The 19,390-nt window shown below is 38.1% G+C and carries 17 protein-coding genes, 2 tRNA genes, 3 rRNA genes and 1 pseudogene; 19 read left to right on the top strand and 4 right to left on the bottom strand.

The features are described 5' to 3' along the window. Positions 1-163 precede the first annotated feature (163 nt). The 4 genes from GTK57_RS13690 (at position 164) to GTK57_RS13675 (ending at position 3,724) form a co-directional block, all read left to right on the top strand. On the top strand, positions 164-379 hold the full coding sequence (locus tag GTK57_RS13690; RefSeq protein WP_152873567.1) for a hypothetical protein: 216 nt from the start codon (positions 164-166) through the stop codon (positions 377-379). 184 nt (positions 380-563) lie between these two features. Next, positions 564-1,751, top strand: coding sequence for a vWA domain-containing protein (locus GTK57_RS13685; RefSeq protein WP_163124204.1), 1,188 nt, complete (start codon positions 564-566; stop codon positions 1,749-1,751). A gap of 109 nt (positions 1,752-1,860) precedes the next feature. Continuing rightward, positions 1,861-3,069 carry a tryptophan synthase subunit beta gene (gene trpB / locus GTK57_RS13680; RefSeq protein ID WP_163124201.1) on the top strand — a complete coding sequence of 403 codons (1,209 nt, stop codon included), beginning with the start codon at positions 1,861-1,863 and terminating at the stop codon, positions 3,067-3,069. 103 nt (positions 3,070-3,172) lie between these two features. Beyond that, on the top strand, positions 3,173-3,724 hold the full coding sequence (locus GTK57_RS13675; RefSeq protein WP_163124199.1) for a hypothetical protein: 552 nt from the start codon (positions 3,173-3,175) through the stop codon (positions 3,722-3,724). 101 nt (positions 3,725-3,825) lie between these two features. Here GTK57_RS13675 and GTK57_RS13670 read toward each other — a convergent pair whose 3' ends face one another. The 3 genes from GTK57_RS13670 to GTK57_RS13660 form a co-directional block, all read right to left on the bottom strand. Next, positions 3,826-4,260: a CBS domain-containing protein gene (locus GTK57_RS13670; RefSeq protein ID WP_163124196.1), complete on the bottom strand. Its 435-nt coding sequence runs from the start codon at positions 4,258-4,260 to the stop codon at positions 3,826-3,828. Between the two features lie 139 nt (positions 4,261-4,399). After that, positions 4,400-4,774 carry a DUF2750 domain-containing protein gene (locus GTK57_RS13665; RefSeq protein WP_152873572.1) on the bottom strand — a complete coding sequence of 125 codons (375 nt, stop codon included), beginning with the start codon at positions 4,772-4,774 and terminating at the stop codon, positions 4,400-4,402. 128 nt (positions 4,775-4,902) lie between these two features. Continuing rightward, a complete protein-coding gene (locus GTK57_RS13660) occupies positions 4,903-5,136 on the bottom strand; it encodes an SEL1-like repeat protein (protein ID WP_152873573.1) in 234 nt (77 codons plus the stop codon). A gap of 219 nt (positions 5,137-5,355) precedes the next feature. On the opposite strand from GTK57_RS13660, the gene GTK57_RS13655 reads away from it, so the two are divergent. The 15 genes and pseudogenes from GTK57_RS13655 (at position 5,356) to GTK57_RS13585 (ending at position 18,449) form a co-directional block, all read left to right on the top strand. Then, complete coding sequence (locus GTK57_RS13655) at positions 5,356-5,715, top strand: hypothetical protein (RefSeq protein WP_163124193.1); 360 nt, start codon at positions 5,356-5,358, stop codon at positions 5,713-5,715. Between the two features lie 105 nt (positions 5,716-5,820). Continuing rightward, complete coding sequence (locus GTK57_RS13650) at positions 5,821-6,144, top strand: hypothetical protein (RefSeq protein WP_152873575.1); 324 nt, start codon at positions 5,821-5,823, stop codon at positions 6,142-6,144. Positions 6,145-6,249: 105 nt separating this feature from the next. Beyond that, positions 6,250-7,341: a signal recognition particle-docking protein FtsY gene (gene ftsY / locus GTK57_RS13645; RefSeq protein ID WP_163124190.1), complete on the top strand. Its 1,092-nt coding sequence runs from the start codon at positions 6,250-6,252 to the stop codon at positions 7,339-7,341. 189 nt (positions 7,342-7,530) lie between these two features. Then, on the top strand, positions 7,531-8,217 hold the full coding sequence (locus GTK57_RS13640) for a nitroreductase family protein (protein WP_163124187.1): 687 nt from the start codon (positions 7,531-7,533) through the stop codon (positions 8,215-8,217). Between the two features lie 166 nt (positions 8,218-8,383). Continuing rightward, complete coding sequence (locus tag GTK57_RS13635) at positions 8,384-8,977, top strand: nitroreductase family protein (protein WP_163124184.1); 594 nt, start codon at positions 8,384-8,386, stop codon at positions 8,975-8,977. 137 nt (positions 8,978-9,114) lie between these two features. Next, a complete protein-coding gene (locus GTK57_RS13630; protein WP_163124181.1) occupies positions 9,115-9,771 on the top strand; it encodes a DUF2057 domain-containing protein in 657 nt (218 codons plus the stop codon). A gap of 444 nt (positions 9,772-10,215) precedes the next feature. Then, a 16S ribosomal RNA gene (locus GTK57_RS13625) occupies positions 10,216-11,752 on the top strand. Between the two features lie 61 nt (positions 11,753-11,813). Further along, positions 11,814-11,890 (top strand) — tRNA-Ile (locus tag GTK57_RS13620). 71 nt (positions 11,891-11,961) lie between these two features. Next, positions 11,962-12,037 (top strand) — tRNA-Ala (locus tag GTK57_RS13615). 422 nt (positions 12,038-12,459) lie between these two features. Next, positions 12,460-15,355 (top strand): 23S ribosomal RNA (locus GTK57_RS13610). A 165-nt stretch (positions 15,356-15,520) separates the two neighbouring features. Beyond that, a 5S ribosomal RNA gene (rrf, locus tag GTK57_RS13605) occupies positions 15,521-15,635 on the top strand. The 16S, 23S and 5S rRNA genes sit together here with 2 tRNA genes alongside, the layout of an rRNA operon. A 344-nt stretch (positions 15,636-15,979) precedes the next feature. Further along, positions 15,980-17,028: pseudogene (locus GTK57_RS13600) on the top strand (linear amide C-N hydrolase). A gap of 16 nt (positions 17,029-17,044) precedes the next feature. Continuing rightward, positions 17,045-17,506 carry a hypothetical protein gene (locus tag GTK57_RS13595; RefSeq protein ID WP_152874939.1) on the top strand — a complete coding sequence of 154 codons (462 nt, stop codon included), beginning with the start codon at positions 17,045-17,047 and terminating at the stop codon, positions 17,504-17,506. Positions 17,507-17,715: 209 nt separating this feature from the next. Beyond that, the gene (locus tag GTK57_RS13590) at positions 17,716-18,087 is read left to right on the top strand and encodes an immunity protein Imm33 domain-containing protein (RefSeq protein WP_152874938.1); all 372 of its coding nucleotides are present in this window, start codon (positions 17,716-17,718) and stop codon (positions 18,085-18,087) included. 5 nt (positions 18,088-18,092) lie between these two features. After that, on the top strand, positions 18,093-18,449 hold the full coding sequence (locus GTK57_RS13585; protein ID WP_163124178.1) for a hypothetical protein: 357 nt from the start codon (positions 18,093-18,095) through the stop codon (positions 18,447-18,449). A 198-nt stretch (positions 18,450-18,647) separates the two neighbouring features. On the opposite strand, the gene GTK57_RS13580 is transcribed toward GTK57_RS13585, so the two are convergent. Next, positions 18,648-19,352, bottom strand: coding sequence for a glutamine amidotransferase (locus GTK57_RS13580; protein WP_163124175.1), 705 nt, complete (start codon positions 19,350-19,352; stop codon positions 18,648-18,650). Between the last annotated feature and the right edge of the window lie 38 nt (positions 19,353-19,390).

Genomic DNA, 19,390 nt, shown 5'->3' with positions numbered 1-19,390 from the left:
TGTTTGGTTAATTTTACAATTTTAGAATATAACGTGTTTTTTGACACTATCAAAAAAACTCAAAACGTAGAATGCATTGCAGTTTTTATTAATCAGTATATAGTATTGCGCTTCATTAAATATTCAGACAATTGGTAATCAATTTGCCAGAAGTGAGGGAAATATGAGCCTATATGATCAAATTAATGATGAAATTGTATTAATGGATGCTGGTGAGCAAAAGTGGATTGGGCAAGATTTAGCACTTGAGTCAATGATGGCAGTAGAATTAATGCTTCAAGACTTACAAGAAGATAAAGTGCTTAAAATTCGTCGTAAAAACCACGAAAAGCAAACAGGTAACAAGCATGTAGATCGAATTTTGGTTGAAAAACTGTAAAATTTGAAAAAATAAGGCCTCTTTTTAGAGGCTTTATTTTTATTTGGTGACAGCGCAGTCCAAGAAACATTCTTTACTCATTATCAGCAATTTAAGATAATGGTTTGAGTAAGCATAATGCTTTCATGCCTGATATTTAGATATATAGCGCATTGTTTTGAATTGAAAAAGGAATTGGCTCGCCATGTTTGTGCGATTATTTTATACATTAAGAAAATATGGTGTTCCAGTTTCAACTCGAGAGCTGATTGACTTAAATCAGGCTGTTGCAGAAGGTTTGTTTTTTGCAGATCAAGAAGAATTTTATCAGCTCGCAAAAACAATTATGGTCAAAGACGAACGATATTTCGATAAATTTGACCGTGCCATGAAAGACTATTTTGATGGTATTTCAACATTCGATTTAGATGATTTGTTAAATCAAGTTCATAAACTTCCTAAAGATTGGTTTGACCTAGAACTCATAGAAAAACATCTTAGCCCAGAGCAACGAGAAGAACTTAAAAAAGCAGGCTCACTTGAAGAGCTGATGAAAATGCTTGAAGAGCGTTTGCGCGAACAGCATAAAAAGCATCAAGGTGGAAATCGAATGATTGGTACAGGTGGCACATCGCCATTTGGTGCTTATGGTGATCATCCTGAAGGTGTGCGTATTGGTGGGCCAGGGCGTAAACGTTCTGCTGTAAAAGTATGGGAGCAACGTCAATATCGTAATTTAGATGATGAGCAAATTCTAGGAAGCCGCCAAATGCAAATGGCATTACGTCGTTTGCGTAAATTTGCACGTCAAGGTGCAGCAGAAGAACTTGATATAGATGGTACAATTCGTGAAACCGCCAAACAAGGCATTTTAGATGTGCAACTTGTACCCGAGCGCCGTAATCGTATTAAAGTTTTAATGTTGTTTGATATTGGCGGATCTATGGATGCACATATTGCGCAATGTGAAAAACTCTTTAGTGCAGCCAAAACAGAATTCAAAACCCTCGAATATTTTTATTTCCATAATTGCTTATACGATTACGTTTGGAAAGATAATCTCCGTCGCTCATCTTCAAGAATGAATACTTGGGATTTATTCAATACTTATGGTCGAGATTACCGCGTGATTGTTGTGGGGGATGCAAGTATGGCGCCTTATGAACTTCAATCTGTTGGTGGTTCTGTGGAATATATGAATGATGAAGCAGGGCATGTTTGGTTACAGCGTTTACGTCAACATTTTGAAAAAACAGCGTGGTTAAATCCTGAAGAAGAAAACTATTGGCATTACACGCATACTATCGGGCTAATAAAACAAATCTTTGAAGATAAAATGTATCCAATGACATTAAAAGGCATTGAAGATATGACCAAATATTTGGCACGTTAATTCTATTTATCTATAAGTCACTTTATTTATATTTATTAGTACTTTGAAAAAAATTGTCTTAGTATAAAGATTACTCATCTTTTATAGATTTTTATATTCAGGGATTACGATGAATCATCAAATTAATGGCATTGCTTTACCAAACGAAGAAGGCTTTTTTGGTACTTATGGTGGACAGTTTATTCCGCCAGATTTAAAACAAGCCATGGATGATATTAATATTGCTTATGAAGAAATTCGTAAAACCCCTGAATTTCAAACTGAACTTAATGAGTTATTTGCGCATTATGTGGGGCGTCCAAGTCCGTTATTTCATGCAAAGCGCTTATCTGAAAAGCTAGGTGGTGCACAAATTTATTTAAAACGTGAAGATCTAAATCATACAGGTGCACATAAAATTAACCATTGTTTGGGTGAAGCTTTACTTGCCAAATATATGGGTAAAACTAAAGTGATTGCTGAAACAGGTGCGGGTCAACATGGTGTGGCATTGGCAACAGCATGTGCGCTTGTAGGTATTCCATGTGAAATTCATATGGGGCAGGTTGATATTGAAAAAGAACATCCAAATGTTGTCAAAATGAAAATTTTGGGTGCAAACTTAATTGCTGTAACACGTGGTACGGCAACGCTAAAAGATGCGGTAGATAGTGCATTTGAAGAATATTTAAAAAATCCAAAAGATTATATTTATGCCATTGGCTCAGTTGTAGGACCACATCCATTTCCAATGATGGTTCGTGATTTTCAAGCCATTATTGGTGATGAAATTAAAGTTCAAACCAATGAACGTTTTGGTTCAAATCCTGATTATGTGGTTGCTTGTGTAGGTGGTGGTTCTAATGCAATTGGTGCATTTACGGCATTTTTAAATGAACCAAATGTGAAATTGGTTGGTGTTGAGCCAGCGGGTCATGGTCTGGATACAGACATGCATTCTGCGACTTTAACTTTGGGTAAGCCAAGCCAAATTCATGGTATGGCGTGTTATGTGCTTGAAGATGAAAATGGCGAGCCTTTGCCTGTTCATTCAATTGCATCAGGGTTAGATTATCCGGGTGTTGGACCTCAGCATAGTTTGTTGAAAGATTTAGGTCGTGTTGAATATACAACAGCAACAGATCAAGAGTGTTTAGATGCCTTTATGACGCTTTCTCGTGTAGAAGGTATTGTTCCTGCTTTGGAAAGTTCTCATGCTGTTGCTTGGGCTTTACGCGAAGCACCTAAATTGGGTAAAGATGTGAAAATTGTCGTAAACGTATCGGGGCGTGGTGATAAAGATGCTGATTATGTCGCTGAAAAATTAGGTTTGAATTAAGTTTTGAGATAAAAGAGCCCTGAAATTTTCGGGGCTCTTTTATTTTCTAGTATAAGTAATGATAATAATTTTATATTTGTAAAAGTGCTAAGGTAGGGGCGTTGTGGGGACAATAAATTGGGATGTATTTGGAAGTTTTGCGAGTGCTACAGCTACTTTTACAGGGGCAGGAGTTGCTTTATATATTGCGAATCTATGGCGAAAACAAAAAGGCAGTGAAGTATCGTCTGATATTTCAACAAAAATCTACTTTAAGCTTGATACGATAATATTGAAAATTGAAAAACTAGATGCATCTATTTATGTTTTTATGGATGATTTTTGCCAGAAAAATCAATTAAATATTAGTGATTTTAGGATTGGGTTTATAGATATTATGGATGATAGTAATTATATCAAAAGTTTAATTAATATTATTATTACGTATAAAAATAATACTTTATTGAAACAAAAAATGGATGATTATGATAAAAATGTTTCTGATTTATTTGAATTTATTGATAGCTTAGATCTGCTTTTCGAGGATTGGGATATCTCGGATGTGGTATTGAGGGAAAACTTTCTTAAAGAGCTACATGAAATAATAAAAGATTTAAATACATCTATTACTAGTATTAAAGAATCTTTATTACCATATATTTATCATAAATATTAATAAAAGAACGCATAGTGTATTTTATTTTTATATAAATGAATGCACAGTAAAAACAGCATGACTTATCTACTTTAAAAAATCATGCTGTTTAACTAAATCAATCAACCTGAAATATATTGCTGTAACTGATCAATTAATTTCTTTTGGTCATCCATTGCAGTTTTAACTAAATCGCCAATAGAAATCAAGCCTAATAACTCTTCATTTTCAACTACAGGTAAATGACGCAAATGCTTATCAGTCATCAACTTTAAACAATCTTTTACGGTAGATGTGGTGGTAACTGTAAGAACCTTTGCGGTCATGATTTCACTTACCGTTGTATCTTTAGATGTACGTTCCATCAAAACAATTTTACGTGTGTAATCACGCTCAGAAAGAATACCCGCCACTTTGTTGTTATCATCGGTCACAACAAGCGCACCAATTCCTTTTTCGGCCATGAGTTTAATGGCATCAAGTACAGTTGAATTCGGCTTTACGGTATATATAGCAGGGTTGCCTTTATCCTTTAAAACATGTGCTACATTGCTCATTAAAATTATCCTCTTCTCATTGTTCTTGTTGGTTCACTTTTAACTTAACGTGAAATTTTACAAATACAAAGACCTTTATGGTCAGATTTTGTGAATATGGAATACATCCCTGTATTGTTTATATAAGTATTTAATACTGCTAGGCAAGTAAATTGTCGGGTTTATTAAAGAAAAAGTATTTCATCATTTGTGATGAAAATTTAAACTTCTGTTGATTTGAATTATACAAAGTAGGTGTCACATTCAAACGAACAAGTGTGGGTAATAATGATTTTTGAAAATCTTCGGGCGTAATTTTACGTGGCGTATAATTGGGCCAATGCTTTTGTGCATGCTTTTCTGCTTGCGCGCAACTTAACCAAAAAGGGAAAATATGATGTTCTTGATCGGAAGTCATTGCCCAACCTTGACGGTATAAACCCCAAAGTACGCCACAATACATCATCGATTTTAAAATAGTAATTTTCAGAAAAAAATCTTTGGGTAGGAGGTGTAGCTCATTCACCTTATTCATAATCGTTCTAAGTGGTTTGTTTGATTCTATTGTACGGACTTATGATGACAGTATTGTTTAAGCTTTGCGTAGAATCGTAAAATTATATGAAAAAGGTCGTAAAAAAACGCCACCTGAGTGACGTTTTATTATGCTTGCATGGTGGCTAGGTTTTGCCAAAATTGTGCTTTAAGCGAATCGCGTTCTACACGGAAACCTTGATAATAAAGTTCTGCTAAGAACATTGCCGCTTTACCATGTCCAGCTCGTGCTGCACCTTCCAACTGTGAAACTGCATCTGAAAAGTTCATTTCGTATTGGATTGTATTTACTGCATCTGCGTAAACATGTTCTAAGTCTTGTTGAGAGAATTGTTGAATCATATATAACTCCTTATTGTAATTATGTTCAAACTATAAAGACCAATCTTGAGTCTTTAGATATTTTTAACACTCTATTATTAAACTATTATTACAATTTACTTGAAGTGTCAAACAAATTGGCTTAAAAATAGTATTTGAATGTGTTTAGATGATTAAATATTGATCGTGTGTGTAAAATACACGTCAATGATTAAAGAAAAGTTAAAAAGGGAGATAATAATGACAACGACAATAGATGGATTTTCTTTAGATTTACCACCAATAAAAGCTCAAATTATAGGTTTGGCTCAATTGCATCGAAAGCAATTAGATGAAGCGATTTATCATAATGAACTTCGATTGGGCGATTTTTGCCTAGCACAAAGAAAACGTGTTTATGATTACACACGTGAGTTGAATGAAGAGCAGCGTGCTGATTTTTATCAAACCTATAATAGTGAATTACAGCGTTTGGCTATAGATGAAAGTCCACATCAGCATGAAAATGAAAATCCAGCCAATGTAAAAGTGATGATAGGTGTTTTGGTTGTTATCGCAATTGTTTTATATTTTGTGTTTTTAGCGCCAGTTTTACATTAATTAAAATTTAAAGCTCAATTCTATGCATAAATATGGGTGGAATTGAGCTATATATCTTGTGAATAATTTTAGACACCCATAAACTACCTCTAATCGAGGTAAGTCATGTACAACGCAATTCAAAAAATGAGTCAATTTTATGCTCAGTTAAGACTTGAGCAAATTTATAATGCTTTCATTATTTTTATTATTACGGTGATTTTAGTTATTTCAACAGTTGCATTATACCGTCCAATAGATGCGAATAAATTTCAGCAAGTCAAAATTATTGCAAATCAGCCTATACATCCTGAAAGCCAAGAAATGGCGGAACATTTATTACAGAAGCAATCTATTTTATTTGGGCAGTATCTTCGCCTTATGCATGCGCATCAAGTAGAAATGAAAAAAGCAACCGAGCTTCCAGCATTGTCTATTGAAGACCAATAGGGCTTTATCTTCAAACTTATCTTGCTAAATCAATACAACGTAAAACGATATGGTTTATGCTAGACTTTCACTTTTATTTTAATGCAGTATTTTCAGGGATTCGGCATGCAACAACAATCTAATGGGCAGAGTAAATTTTTAATTGATGCTGACATCGGTGATGACGATGTTACCTTACCGAATTTACCTTCAGTTAACGTGCCTATTGTTGAAACAGCTCCAGTAGCAGGAAATGTTTCGGCAAAAGTTGCACAAGAAGAAACAAAATCCCAAGGTGGTTTCTTTAGCCGAATGAAAGATGGGTTAACGAAAACCCGTAAAAACCTTGCTGATGGGATGGTGAATATTCTCATTGGTGGTAAAGAAATTGATGATGAGTTATTAGAAGAAGTTGAAGAGCAGTTACTTGTTGCAGATATTGGTGTGGAAGCAACAAAAACAATTATTGCGAATTTAACTGAACGTACAAATCGTGGCGACTTAATTTATTCACATTCTTTATATAAAGCATTGCAAGAAGAACTTGTGGCTTTGTTAGAGCCACGTGTAAAACCTATGCATATAGACCCGAACAAATCACCTTATGTGATTTTGGTGGTAGGTGTAAATGGTGTAGGTAAAACAACAACCATTGGTAAACTTGCAAAACGCTTACAAGGCGAAGGTAAAAAAGTCATGCTTGCAGCGGGTGATACATTCCGTGCAGCAGCGACAGAACAGCTTCAAATTTGGGGTGAGCGTAATAATATTCCTGTGGTTTCACAAGGTCATGGTGCAGATAGTGCATCTGTGATTTATGATGCCTTTGAAAGTGCGCGAGCAAAAGGTATAGATGTTCTTATTGCAGATACAGCAGGGCGTTTGCACAACAAAAGCCATCTTATGCAAGAGTTAACCAAAGTTAAACGCGTTATGCAAAAAAGTGATGCGACTGCACCACATGAAGTGATGTTGGTTGTAGATGCAGGTACTGGTCAAAACGCAATTAATCAAGTTGAAATGTTTGATGAGGCTGTTGGTTTAACAGGTATTACTATTACCAAGCTTGATGGAACAGCAAAAGGCGGTGTTTTATTTAATATTGCAAGTCGTACACATGTGCCTATTCGCTTTATTGGCGTGGGTGAAAAAATTGACGATTTACGACCGTTCTCTGCAAAATCATTTGTTGCTGCACTTTTTGAAACAGATAAATAACAACTTATCTTTTCATCTTTAGAATATTCAGTACTGCACATAAACTCCGCGAAATGCGGAGTTTATTGTTTTTTGGCTAAGTGTTTGATTTAAAATACATCAAGAATAAGCCTTATAAGTAAATAATTGAAAATAAAACCATTACAATAATAAAGGGATTCATGCCAATTTTTGGGGAAAATTAAGGTAATGGCATTGTTAGATAAAATTGGTCATGTTTTAACGTCAGACATCACCAAAGATTTTCGATTTAAAAAGAGAAATATAAGTTTTGATGAAAATCTTACATTTATTGATCAGCTAAAGAAACGCAGAAATGTAAGCGATTTAGGTAATAAAATACGTTTTAGTCAAACCTATCTTACAGAGCTTATTCAAGAGTCTGTGCGGAGTTGTCCATCTGCTTATCATTCGCAAAGTACGCGTGTGGTTATTTTGTATGGAAATTCACATAAAAATTTTTGGGATATTGTGCGGGAAATGCAACGTAAAATTGTGCCTGCACATATATTTGAAGGTATTGAACTTAAGATGGATCAGTGTGTAAAAGCCTATGGGACGGTTTTGTTTTATGAAGATCAAAAAACCATTCAATATTTACAAAAGAAACGTCCTTTCGATGCCAAAGAATTTCCAATTTGGTCAGAGCAAACATCAGGAATGGCACAATTTGCAGTTTGGACAGCATTAGCAGATTCAGATATTGGCGCATCTCTTCAACATTACAATCCAATTATTGATGAAGAAATTGCCAAAAGTTTTGCTATAGATGAAAACTGGAAATTACGTGCGCAACTTGTTTTTGGTTCCATTGAGCAAGAAATAGGTGAAAAACCACATATAGATTACGCGCAACAATTTAAGGTTTTTTACTGATGAAGCTACGCATATAACGATTTTTGTTATATGCGTAAGTTTGATTTACTAGATTGTTCCATTAATAAAACACTATGTTATGAAATTGGGTGTTTATCTAAAAATTAAAAATAATAAGATGTATCTAACGAATTAAGCGTGATCGTGAGATCAAAGAGGAATCCTAATGTCATTTTTAAAACACTTAGAAAAACGCCGTACAATTTATGCAATTGGTAATAAAGTAGAACTTGCAAACGCAGAAATCGAAAAAACAATTCAACAAGCTGTACGTTTAAGCCCGTCATCATTTAACTCACAATCTTCTCGTGTTGTGACTTTACTTGGTGAATCGCATGCTAAATTTTGGAATATCACTTTAGAAACATTACGTAAAATTGTACCTGCAGAAGCATTTGCACCAACTGAAGCAAAAATTCAAAGTTTTGCGGCAGGTAAAGGCACAGTTTTATTTTATGAAGATCAATCTGTCATTAAAAATTTGCAAGATAATTTTGCATTGTATGCAGATAATTTCCCAGTTTGGTCTGAGCATTCAACAGCAATTGCGCAATTTGCAGTTTGGACAGCATTGGCGGAACAAAACATTGGCGCATCATTACAACATTACAATCCAATTGTAGATGTAGAAGTTGCAGAAACGTTCAATATTCCAGAAAGTTGGAAATTACGTGCACAGCTTGTGTTTGGTTCTATTGAAGCACCAGCTGGTGAAAAAACATTTATTGATGATGCGGAACGTTTTAAATCATTCAATTAATATTTAAATCATTGTAAAAAAGAGTGCGAATGCGCTCTTTTTTTTATATAAAAGAATGTGATGTTTGGTTGTAATGAAAGTGTCATCTCGTTCATTCATAGTTTCATCAAATTTAAAAAATGATGAGATAAGTATTGATGAATAAAAGATGGTCTTTAAGCTTAGCTTTATTGATGATGGCTTCGCCTGCATTTGCAGCAATTACATTAACAACACCAGAAGAAATTAAAGTTGCAGCTATTAATGGGCAAGAAGTAAATACAAGCTTATTTAGTTCTAAGAAAAATGCACATCAATTAAAAGCTGGTGAAAATGTTATCTCTGTGAGATATACACAATATTTTGAAGAAAATCGAAATATTGGCACGCATGAAATTGTTCGATCAAATATCGTTAATATTAAAACACCATTATTAGAAGATAATCAAAATTACGTTTTAGCATTAATTAATAACCCAAAAAACATAGATGTCGCTAGAGAATATGCTAAACAGCCCATATTTGGACTGTATGACAGTAAAAATCAACTACTTGTTAAACAGCAGGGTGCAAAATCGTCGAACTTGGGCATTGTGAGCAATTTATTTACTGAAGGTGAATCGGTAGATAAATCTCAAGTGAACATTCAACCATCGCCAGAATACACTTCACAAGCCAAATTGAACGCACCAATAGCAAAAACACAATCGAATATTGGTGTACAAAATGGCGAAGCTCAACAGTTGATTCACATTTGGAAAAACACAACAAAAGCTGAAAGACAGAAATTTATGACTTGGCTTGCAGAGCAATAAAACCAATATGTAAATTAAAGCCACCATAAAAGGTGGTTTTTTTATGAAGGTAGTGGTGATTAGTAATGTGTAAAATAGGTAAAACAAGCTGATTTTATAGTTTTTAAGGTTGTTTTGTATGAAAAATAATCATGCAAACGTAATTATTAGATTATTTAAGAAAAAGGGGTTGCGCTCGTGAGTAAACTCTATAGAATACGCAGCACACCAACGCAGTGAACGAAACGAATGGTTGAGTTTAGTGTGTTGTTCTTGCTACTGACGAAGTAGCAAGAAGATCATTAAGAGATTATGAAGAACAACTTGTGTGGATTTTTACTGGTTGATCGATCGAAATTATTTTCATTGATTGAATGGTAGAAATTACTCGAAGTTTATTTGAGAAATATTTGTCAGAAAATTGATGAGCCAAGATTGGTGCCCTTTAAGGCACTAAGCAATATTAAACTGAAGAGTTTGATCATGGCTCAGATTGAACGCTGGCGGCAGGCTTAACACATGCAAGTCGAGCGGGGAAAGGTAGCTTGCTACCTAACTTAGCGGCGGACGGGTGAGTAATGCTTAGGAATCTGCCTATTAGTGGGGGACAACAGTTGGAAACGGCTGCTAATACCGCATACGCCCTACGGGGGAAAGCAGGGGATCTTCGGACCTTGCGCTAATAGATGAGCCTAAGTCAGATTAGCTAGTTGGTGGGGTAAAGGCCTACCAAGGCGACGATCTGTAGCGGGTCTGAGAGGATGATCCGCCACACTGGGACTGAGACACGGCCCAGACTCCTACGGGAGGCAGCAGTGGGGAATATTGGACAATGGGGGGAACCCTGATCCAGCCATGCCGCGTGTGTGAAGAAGGCCTTTTGGTTGTAAAGCACTTTAAGCGAGGAGGAGGCTACTTAGATTAATACTCTAGGATAGTGGACGTTACTCGCAGAATAAGCACCGGCTAACTCTGTGCCAGCAGCCGCGGTAATACAGAGGGTGCGAGCGTTAATCGGATTTACTGGGCGTAAAGCGTGCGTAGGTGGTCTTTTAAGTCGGATGTGAAATCCCTGAGCTTAACTTAGGAATTGCATTCGATACTGGGAGACTAGAGTATGGGAGAGGATGGTAGAATTCCAGGTGTAGCGGTGAAATGCGTAGAGATCTGGAGGAATACCGATGGCGAAGGCAGCCATCTGGCCTAATACTGACACTGAGGCACGAAAGCATGGGGAGCAAACAGGATTAGATACCCTGGTAGTCCATGCCGTAAACGATGTCTACTAGCCGTTGGGGTCTTTGAGACTTTAGTGGCGCAGCTAACGCGATAAGTAGACCGCCTGGGGAGTACGGTCGCAAGACTAAAACTCAAATGAATTGACGGGGGCCCGCACAAGCGGTGGAGCATGTGGTTTAATTCGATGCAACGCGAAGAACCTTACCTGGTCTTGACATAGTAAGAACTTTCCAGAGATGGATTGGTGCCTTCGGGAGCTTACATACAGGTGCTGCATGGCTGTCGTCAGCTCGTGTCGTGAGATGTTGGGTTAAGTCCCGCAACGAGCGCAACCCTTTTCCTTATTTGCCAGCACTTCGGGTGGGAACTTTAAGGATACTGCCAGTGACAAACTGGAGGAAGGCGGGGACGACGTCAAGTCATCATGGCCCTTACGACCAGGGCTACACACGTGCTACAATGGTCGGTACAAAGGGTTGCTACCTCGCGAGAGGATGCTAATCTCAAAAAGCCGATCGTAGTCCGGATCGCAGTCTGCAACTCGACTGCGTGAAGTCGGAATCGCTAGTAATCGCGGATCAGAATGCCGCGGTGAATACGTTCCCGGGCCTTGTACACACCGCCCGTCACACCATGGGAGTTTGTTGCACCAGAAGTAGGTAGTCTAACCGTAAGGAGGACGCTTACCACGGTGTGGCCGACGACTGGGGTGAAGTCGTAACAAGGTAGCCGTAGGGGAACCTGCGGCTGGATCACCTCCTTAACGAAAGATTGACGATTGGTAAGAATCCACAACAAGTTGTTCTTCATGAAGATGTATCTGAGGGTCTGTAGCTCAGTTGGTTAGAGCACACGCTTGATAAGCGTGGGGTCACAAGTTCAAGTCTTGTCAGACCCACCAAATCTGACTAACGCAGTATGAGAGTACTGAGCAAACAGAAAGCAAAGATACATTGAATCTAATGATAAGCTGGGGACTTAGCTTAGTTGGTAGAGCGCCTGCTTTGCACGCAGGAGGTCAGGAGTTCGACTCTCCTAGTCTCCACCATCACATCATTGACTACTTGGTAGTCAAATGAATGTAAGATGAGCTAAGAAACATACAAACAGCTAGATAGCTTATAGAGATTAACAAGTATAAGCGTTAATATACGCGGACTTGGTAATCTCTGTGATTTATCACAGTTTCTAGACCTGACGAAGGCTAGAGCAATCATTAACAGATTAATTTGAGTTGAAATAAATTGTTTAAGGCTCAGAACTGAATTGAATTTAGCAGTAACTTGTTACTGTTGAGTGAAATGAAGAACTGAGAAACTAGCGATTAACTGAATCAAGCGTTTTGGTATATGAATCTAATAGAAGCTGTACTGTAGTTAAATCTACGGACAACAAACTGTATGAGTGTGTTGAAAGACACAATCTGTTGTTATCCTCCTTGTAGGGATTAACGACTGTTTGGGGTTGTATAGTCAAGTAATTAAGTGCATGTGGTGGATGCCTTGGCAGTCAGAGGCGATGAAAGACGTAATAGCCTGCGATAAGCTCCGGGGAGGCGGCAAATATCCTGTGATCCGGAGATTTCTGAATGGGGAAACCCACTTAGCATAAGCTAGGTATCATACACTGAATACATAGGTGTATGAGGCGAACGAGGGGAAGTGAAACATCTCAGTACCCTTAGGAAAAGAAATCAATTGAGATTCCCTCAGTAGCGGCGAGCGAACGGGGAACAGCCCATTAAGTCATATAAGCTTTAGTGGAACGCTCTGGGAAGTGCGACCGTAGTAGGTGATAGTCCTGTACACGAAAGGGCTTATATGATGATGACGAGTAGGGCGGGGCACGTGAAACCTTGTCTGAATATGGGGGGACCATCCTCCAAGGCTAAATACTCCTGACTGACCGATAGTGAACCAGTACCGTGAGGGAAAGGCGAAAAGAACCCCTGTGAGGGGAGTGAAATAGATCCTGAAACCGCATGCATACAAGCAGTGGGAGCCGGCATTGCGTCCGGTGACTGCGTACCTTTTGTATAATGGGTCAGCGACTTATGTTCAGTAGCGAGGTTAACCGAATAGGGGAGCCGTAGAGAAATCGAGTCTTAATAGGGCGAATTAGTTGCTGGGCATAGACCCGAAACCAGGTGATCTATCCATGAGCAGGTTGAAGGTTGGGTAACACTAACTGGAGGACCGAACCCACTGTCGTTGAAAAGCCAGGGGATGACTTGTGGATAGGGGTGAAAGGCTAATCAAACTTGGTGATAGCTGGTTCTCCCCGAAAGCTATTTAGGTAGCGCCTCGGACGAATACCATTGGGGGTAGAGCACTGTTTCGGCTAGGGGGTCATCCCGACTTACCAAACCGATGCAAACTCCGAATACCAATGAGTACTATCCGGGAGACAGACTGCGGGTGCTAACGTCCGTAGTCAAGAGGAAAACAATCCAGACCGCCAGCTAAGGCCCCAAAATTGTAGTTAAGTGGGAAACGATGTGGGAAGGCATAGACAGCTAGGAGGTTGGCTTAGAAGCAGCCACCCTTTAAAGAAAGCGTAATAGCTCACTAGTCGAGTCGGCCTGCGCGGAAGATGTAACGGGGCTAAAACTACATGCCGAAGCTGCGGATTTGCAATTTATTGCAAGTGGTAGGGGAGCGTTCTGTAAGCCGATGAAGGTGTATTGAGAAGTATGCTGGAGGTATCAGAAGTGCGAATGCTGACGTGAGTAACGACAAAGCGAGTGAAAAACTCGCTCGCTGAAAGACCAAGGGTTCCAGTCCAACGTTAATCGGGGCTGGGTGAGTCGACCCCTAAGGCGAGGCCGAGAGGCGTAGTCGATGGGAAATTGGTTAATATTCCAATACTTCTGTGTAATGCGATGAGAGGACGGAGAAAGTTAAGTCAGCCTGGCGTTGGTTGTCCAGGTGAAAGGTTGTAGGCATGTATCTTAGGCAAATCCGGGGTACTCTATGCTGAGAACTGATAGCAAGCTAATTTATTAGCGAAGTGGCTGATACTATACTTCCAGGAAAAGTCTCTAAGCTTCAGTTACACAGGAATCGTACCCGAAACCGACACAGGTGGTCAGGTCGAGTAGACCAAAGCGCTTGAGAGAACTCTGCTGAAGGAACTAGGCAAAATGGTACCGTAACTTCGGGAGAAGGTACGCTGTCGACGGTGACGGAATTTACTTCCTGAGCGGTTGACAGCCACAGAAACCAGGCCCCTGCAACTGTTTATTAAAAACATAGCACTCTGCAAACACGAAAGTGGACGTATAGGGTGTGATGCCTGCCCGGTGCTGGAAGGTTAATTGATGGGGTTAGCGTAAGCGAAGCTCTTGATCGAAGCCCCAGTAAACGGCGGCCGTAACTATAACGGTCCTAAGGTAGCGAAATTCCTTGTCGGGTAAGTTCCGACCTGCACGAATGGCATAATGATGGGGGCGCTGTCTCCAGCAGAGACTCAGTGAAATCGAATTCGCCGTGAAGATGCGGTGTACCCGCGGCTAGACGGAAAGACCCCGTGAACCTTTACTGCAGCTTGACATTGAACTTTGATCTTACTTGTGTAGGATAGGTGGGAGGCTTTGAAGTCGTGACGCTAGTTGCGATGGAGCCAATCTTGAAATACCACCCTGGTAATATTGAGGTTCTAACTCTGCTCCATAATCTGGAGCGAGGACCATGTCTGGTGGGTAGTTTGACTGGGGCGGTCTCCTCCTAAAGAGTAACGGAGGAGTACGAAGGTGCGCTCAGCGTGGTCGGAAATCACGCGTAGAGTATAAAGGCAAAAGCGCGCTTAACTGCGAGACCCACAAGTCGAGCAGGTACGAAAGTAGGTCTTAGTGATCCGGTGGTTCTGTATGGAAGGGCCATCGCTCAACGGATAAAAGGTACTCTGGGGATAACAGGCTGATACCGCCCAAGAGTTCATATCGACGGCGGTGTTTGGCACCTCGATGTCGGCTCATCTCATCCTGGGGCTGAAGCAGGTCCCAAGGGTATGGCTGTTCGCCATTTAAAGAGGTACGCGAGCTGGGTTTAGAACGTCGTGAGACAGTTCGGTCCCTATCTACCGTGGGCGTTGGAAATTTGAGAGGATCTGCTCCTAGTACGAGAGGACCAGAGTGGACGAACCTCTGGTGTACCGGTTGTGACGCCAGTCGCATCGCCGGGTAGCTATGTTCGGAAGGGATAACCGCTGAAAGCATCTAAGCGGGAAGCCTACCTCAAGATAAGATTTCCCAAGGACTTTATGTCCTCTAAAGAGCCGTTGAAGACTACGACGTTGATAGGTTGGATGTGGAAGTGCAGTGATGCATGAAGCTGACCAATACTAATTGCTCGTGAGGCTTGACTATACAACACCCAAACAGTTGTTGTTTCGAAAGATTTCAAAGCAAAATGCTTGATTTAGTGAACGCTAGAACTTAAACTTTAACTCAAATATCTGTTAATAACTCATTTGACGAAAGCTAGGCATGCGAAAGCAATTAAGACCATAGCGAGTAAGCATAAACAGTTGTGCTGGCGACAATAGCAAGAGTGAACCACCTGATCCCTTCCCGAACTCAGAAGTGAAACCTCTTAGCGCTGATGGTAGTGTGGGGTTACCCATGTGAGAGTAAGTCATCGCCAGCTCATTAATTCTAAAACACCCCCTGTCTTATGACAGGGGGTGTTTTTTTATGTATATAAAATTAGAAATATGAAAAATAATGGAATTATAGCTAGAGCCTTAAAATTAGAAAATCACCATAAAAAATCCCGAATAAATCGGGATTTATAATCAAACTTATAGGCTAAGCGTTATTTAACTGCCTTCTTGAATATTTAATAGTCAGGGGGGATGCAAGGGGGAAAGAAAAAGAAATTATTCACATAATATATAAATTTTTATTTAAAAGTAAAATTAATACTAGATTTTTCAACATAACTAGCATATTGATATATAAATGATTTAGAAAATTTAAAAAGGGGTAAAAATGAAAGATCTGAAAAAAAAGTTACTATTAACTGCTGGATTAATGCTTGTGGGAGAGTTATCAATGGCATGCACACGTGTTGTTTATTTAGGTGATGAACAGAATGTGATGACAGCACGTTCAATGGATTGGAAAGCAGATGTTGGCTCAAATATATGGGTATTGCCAAACAATGTTAGCCGAGATGGGGCAGCAGGGAAAAATCTATTAAATGGGTATCTAAATATGGCAGTGTGGTGACGACAGGTTATGATATTGCAACTACAGATGGGTTAAATGAAAAAGGTTTAGCTGCTAATTTATTGTGGTTAGTTGAGTCGGAATACCCAAATGTAGATAAGAATAATAAACCTACAATTAGTATTTCTTTATGGGCACAATATATTCTAGATAATTTCGCAACTGTAGATGAGGCAGTTCGTGCTTTAGAAAAAGAACCTTTCATTGTTGTTTCAGATGCTGTCCCTGGGGAAGCGAGATTAACCACGTTACATTTATCAATTTCAGATGCTTCTGGCGATAGTGCAATTATTGAATATGTCAAAGGTAAGCAAGTAATACATCATGACCGTAAATATCAAGTTATGACAAATTCTCCATTATTTGAAAAGCAACTTGCTTTAGATGAATATTGGAAACAAATTGGGGGAACTACAATGCTTCCTGGTACAAATAGAGCTGCAGATCGTTTTGCACGAGCATCTTTTTATATCAATGCCATCCCGAAAAAAGCGACACCAGAGCATTCGTTAGCAAGTGTGTTTAGCGTTATCAGAAATGTTTCAGTACCTTTTGGATTGAATACAGAGGAAGAACCGAATATATCTTCGACTCGTTGGAGAACAGTAGTAGATCATAAGCGTAAATTATACTTTTTCGAATCTGCAGTATCTCCTAATACATTTTGGATTGATTTGAAAGATATTAACTTTAGTGCAACCCAGCCACTAAAATTAGATTTAGGCAAAGATCAAACGATTACTTATGCAGGCAAAGCAAATAGTTCGTTAAAGGCAACGCCAGCATTTAAATTTTTAGGTATTAATTAAGATATTGGAATTTTGAATGAATAAAAATATATGGGTATTAGCTGGAATGGTATTTTTAGGTGCCTGTACAACATTGCCACAAGAGAATGTTGGAACAAAAGGGTTGCCATTGTGTACAGATAACGAGCTTTGTCCTTTAATGACAGTAAGTTGGAATGATCAGAGGAAAGATAATTTTCAAGTTAAAGTCAGTTTAGATAGTATTTATCAATATTATGACATTCAAAAAGTGACGTTTAGTAATGATGAGAAATCATATAGTTTCAATCCTGAAACTAAGACCACTCAAGAGTTAATTTTAAATTTACGTCATTCGAAAAACAGTATTGTTGTTCCTAAAAACTTAATGGCAGATCTAAAATCGGATCGTATTTCAATTAATATACATACAGACCAAGGTGTAATTTCAAGATTTGTTTATAAGGATGGTGTTGAATCTTCAATTTATAAACAATTTACAAGTGTATATAATCCCTAGATTAAATAGAGCACCTTCGGGTGCTTTTTTTAATAATTTGAATGGACTAGCAATAAAACCTATGGTTTTGGGGTTTAAATTATTGAGTGAATATTTAAATAATATATGTAATCGATGTTCATTATTTTAATTAATTTGAAGTGTGATATTGGAAAATTTTTAATTTAATATAAGCTAGGCAATATTCATTTTAATTGTTTATCTAAATTATGGCTAAAAATCCACAACAAACTTCAGCATTGGCTGAACTCATTGCAGAACAAAAGCTTCTATGTGAAGAATTTGGGTCTGCTTACATAGAAGTCAGTGGAGACGATGTCATTGCCGTTGCTGTTCAAACATTAAATAAAGATCCGTTGGTGGGCATTCGTAAAAAAACAGAAACTGAAGATAATGTTAGTTGGTATATTTACGGTGGAGAACTTGAAGACGGTACAGATCATTTTGAAACAATGACTGTTCGTGAATTACAAGAAATTGCACCAGACGTTCTTCCATATTTAGCTTTAGACGTTGGTTATCGCTTTATGATAGATGGTGATGACTATGAGGACGTTTGGAAAGAGGGTGATGAGGCTTAAGATATATGAAACTTTACTTTAAGTTTCTTATAATTGTGTTTAGTTTTTTTGCATCATTTACGTATGCAGAGAAACTGACGCAAGAAAAATACGATTTTTTATTGAATGAATACATGACTATTATTCAAAATTCAAAAGCGATTTTGGATGATGATATGAGTCAGGCAACATCAAAAGAAAAGAGTAAAGTATTTTGTGAACGTATTAAGGCGTATGAGAATATTAAAAAAATATCTGAGCAGAATAAACAATTAGAAAATGCTTCTAATATGTGGATTGCATCGAATTATTATTTAGATAGACAGAACAAAAGTCTGCAATTGACTGGAATTTCTGAGTCGACTTTTTGTAAAACCAAATAGCCTAAGTAAATTGTGGTAATTCAATCGTCACAAGATAACCGCTAAAATTATTTTATTTAAGCAGGTATCAAAATAAGAAAACTCATAATTAAGTTTTAAATCTAATCTTTAATAAAGCTATTTTAGTTATAAGTATACAAGGCAATATTGGGGCAAGATCTAAGCGCTTGCTTAGATCTTTTAATTCAAAAAAAAACACTAATTCGTTAAAGATAGCATGAAGTTTTTAATAATTTGATTTGCAGCAGGTTCAAGTTGCGGTGCAAAAGTTTGATTATCTTCCCGTAATTTTCCGATATTAATATCAGCATGTCTTAACTCACAGGTATGCCCAATGAGCCATTTTTCCATGCTATCTGCTGATGCTTCAATGTGAAACTGCAGGGCAAGAATGTGTTTACCAATTGAAAAAGCTTGGTTCGGATAAGCCTCTGTACTTGCGAGTAATTTTGCATTTTTAGGTAAATCGAATGTATCGCCATGCCAATGTAAAACATCTATATTTTGAAGTAGATTGAGTGGATTAGAAATTTCATTGGATAAGGTTAATTTACTCCAACCGATTTCCTTATTTGAACCTGCATAAACTTTTGCACTTAAAGCGTGTGCAATGAGTTGTGCACCTAAACAAATTCCAATTGTTGGTAAATTATTATTTAAACGAACTTTTAGTAAGTCTATTTCTTTTTGTATGAAAGGGTAGTCTTTAGTTTCATTTACCCCAATTGGACCGCCTAAAATAATGGTTAATCCCTTGTGCTCATATGCCTTTGTGAGATCATCAATACCTGCTTCAAAATAGCGAACACGGAATCCGAGTTGATAAAATGTATCTTCTAAAGAACCTAAATCCTCAAAAGCAACATGTTGAATGGCATAAATGGTATCTGGGAAATCACGCATAAAATTAGATATTTTGAATAATAGAAACGCTTTCAGAT

The sequence above is a fragment of the Acinetobacter portensis genome (assembly GCF_010646905.1).
Classification (GTDB): domain Bacteria; phylum Pseudomonadota; class Gammaproteobacteria; order Pseudomonadales; family Moraxellaceae; genus Acinetobacter; species Acinetobacter portensis.
Note: the sequence above shows the minus strand (reverse complement) of the source record. Positions and strands in the feature narration are given on the sequence as shown.

What these genes read in the sequence shown, in the direction of transcription:
- GTK57_RS13690 (WP_152873567.1), top strand. Translation starts at nt 164, where the DNA reads ATGAGCCTATATGATCAAATTAATGATGAAATTGTATTAATGGATGCT.
- GTK57_RS13685 (WP_163124204.1), top strand. Translation starts at nt 564, where the DNA reads ATGTTTGTGCGATTATTTTATACATTAAGAAAATATGGTGTTCCAGTT.
- trpB (WP_163124201.1), top strand. Translation starts at nt 1,861, where the DNA reads ATGAATCATCAAATTAATGGCATTGCTTTACCAAACGAAGAAGGCTTT.
- GTK57_RS13670 (WP_163124196.1), bottom strand. Translation starts at nt 4,260, where the DNA reads ATGAGCAATGTAGCACATGTTTTAAAGGATAAAGGCAACCCTGCTATA.
- GTK57_RS13665 (WP_152873572.1), bottom strand. Translation starts at nt 4,774, where the DNA reads ATGAATAAGGTGAATGAGCTACACCTCCTACCCAAAGATTTTTTTCTG.
- GTK57_RS13660 (WP_152873573.1), bottom strand. Translation starts at nt 5,136, where the DNA reads ATGATTCAACAATTCTCTCAACAAGACTTAGAACATGTTTACGCAGAT.
- GTK57_RS13655 (WP_163124193.1), top strand. Translation starts at nt 5,356, where the DNA reads ATGACAACGACAATAGATGGATTTTCTTTAGATTTACCACCAATAAAA.
- GTK57_RS13650 (WP_152873575.1), top strand. Translation starts at nt 5,821, where the DNA reads ATGTACAACGCAATTCAAAAAATGAGTCAATTTTATGCTCAGTTAAGA.
- ftsY (WP_163124190.1), top strand. Translation starts at nt 6,250, where the DNA reads ATGCAACAACAATCTAATGGGCAGAGTAAATTTTTAATTGATGCTGAC.
- GTK57_RS13640 (WP_163124187.1), top strand. Translation starts at nt 7,531, where the DNA reads ATGGCATTGTTAGATAAAATTGGTCATGTTTTAACGTCAGACATCACC.
- GTK57_RS13635 (WP_163124184.1), top strand. Translation starts at nt 8,384, where the DNA reads ATGTCATTTTTAAAACACTTAGAAAAACGCCGTACAATTTATGCAATT.
- GTK57_RS13630 (WP_163124181.1), top strand. Translation starts at nt 9,115, where the DNA reads ATGAATAAAAGATGGTCTTTAAGCTTAGCTTTATTGATGATGGCTTCG.
- GTK57_RS13595 (WP_152874939.1), top strand. Translation starts at nt 17,045, where the DNA reads ATGAATAAAAATATATGGGTATTAGCTGGAATGGTATTTTTAGGTGCC.
- GTK57_RS13590 (WP_152874938.1), top strand. Translation starts at nt 17,716, where the DNA reads ATGGCTAAAAATCCACAACAAACTTCAGCATTGGCTGAACTCATTGCA.
- GTK57_RS13585 (WP_163124178.1), top strand. Translation starts at nt 18,093, where the DNA reads ATGAAACTTTACTTTAAGTTTCTTATAATTGTGTTTAGTTTTTTTGCA.
- GTK57_RS13580 (WP_163124175.1), bottom strand. Translation starts at nt 19,352, where the DNA reads ATGCGTGATTTCCCAGATACCATTTATGCCATTCAACATGTTGCTTTT.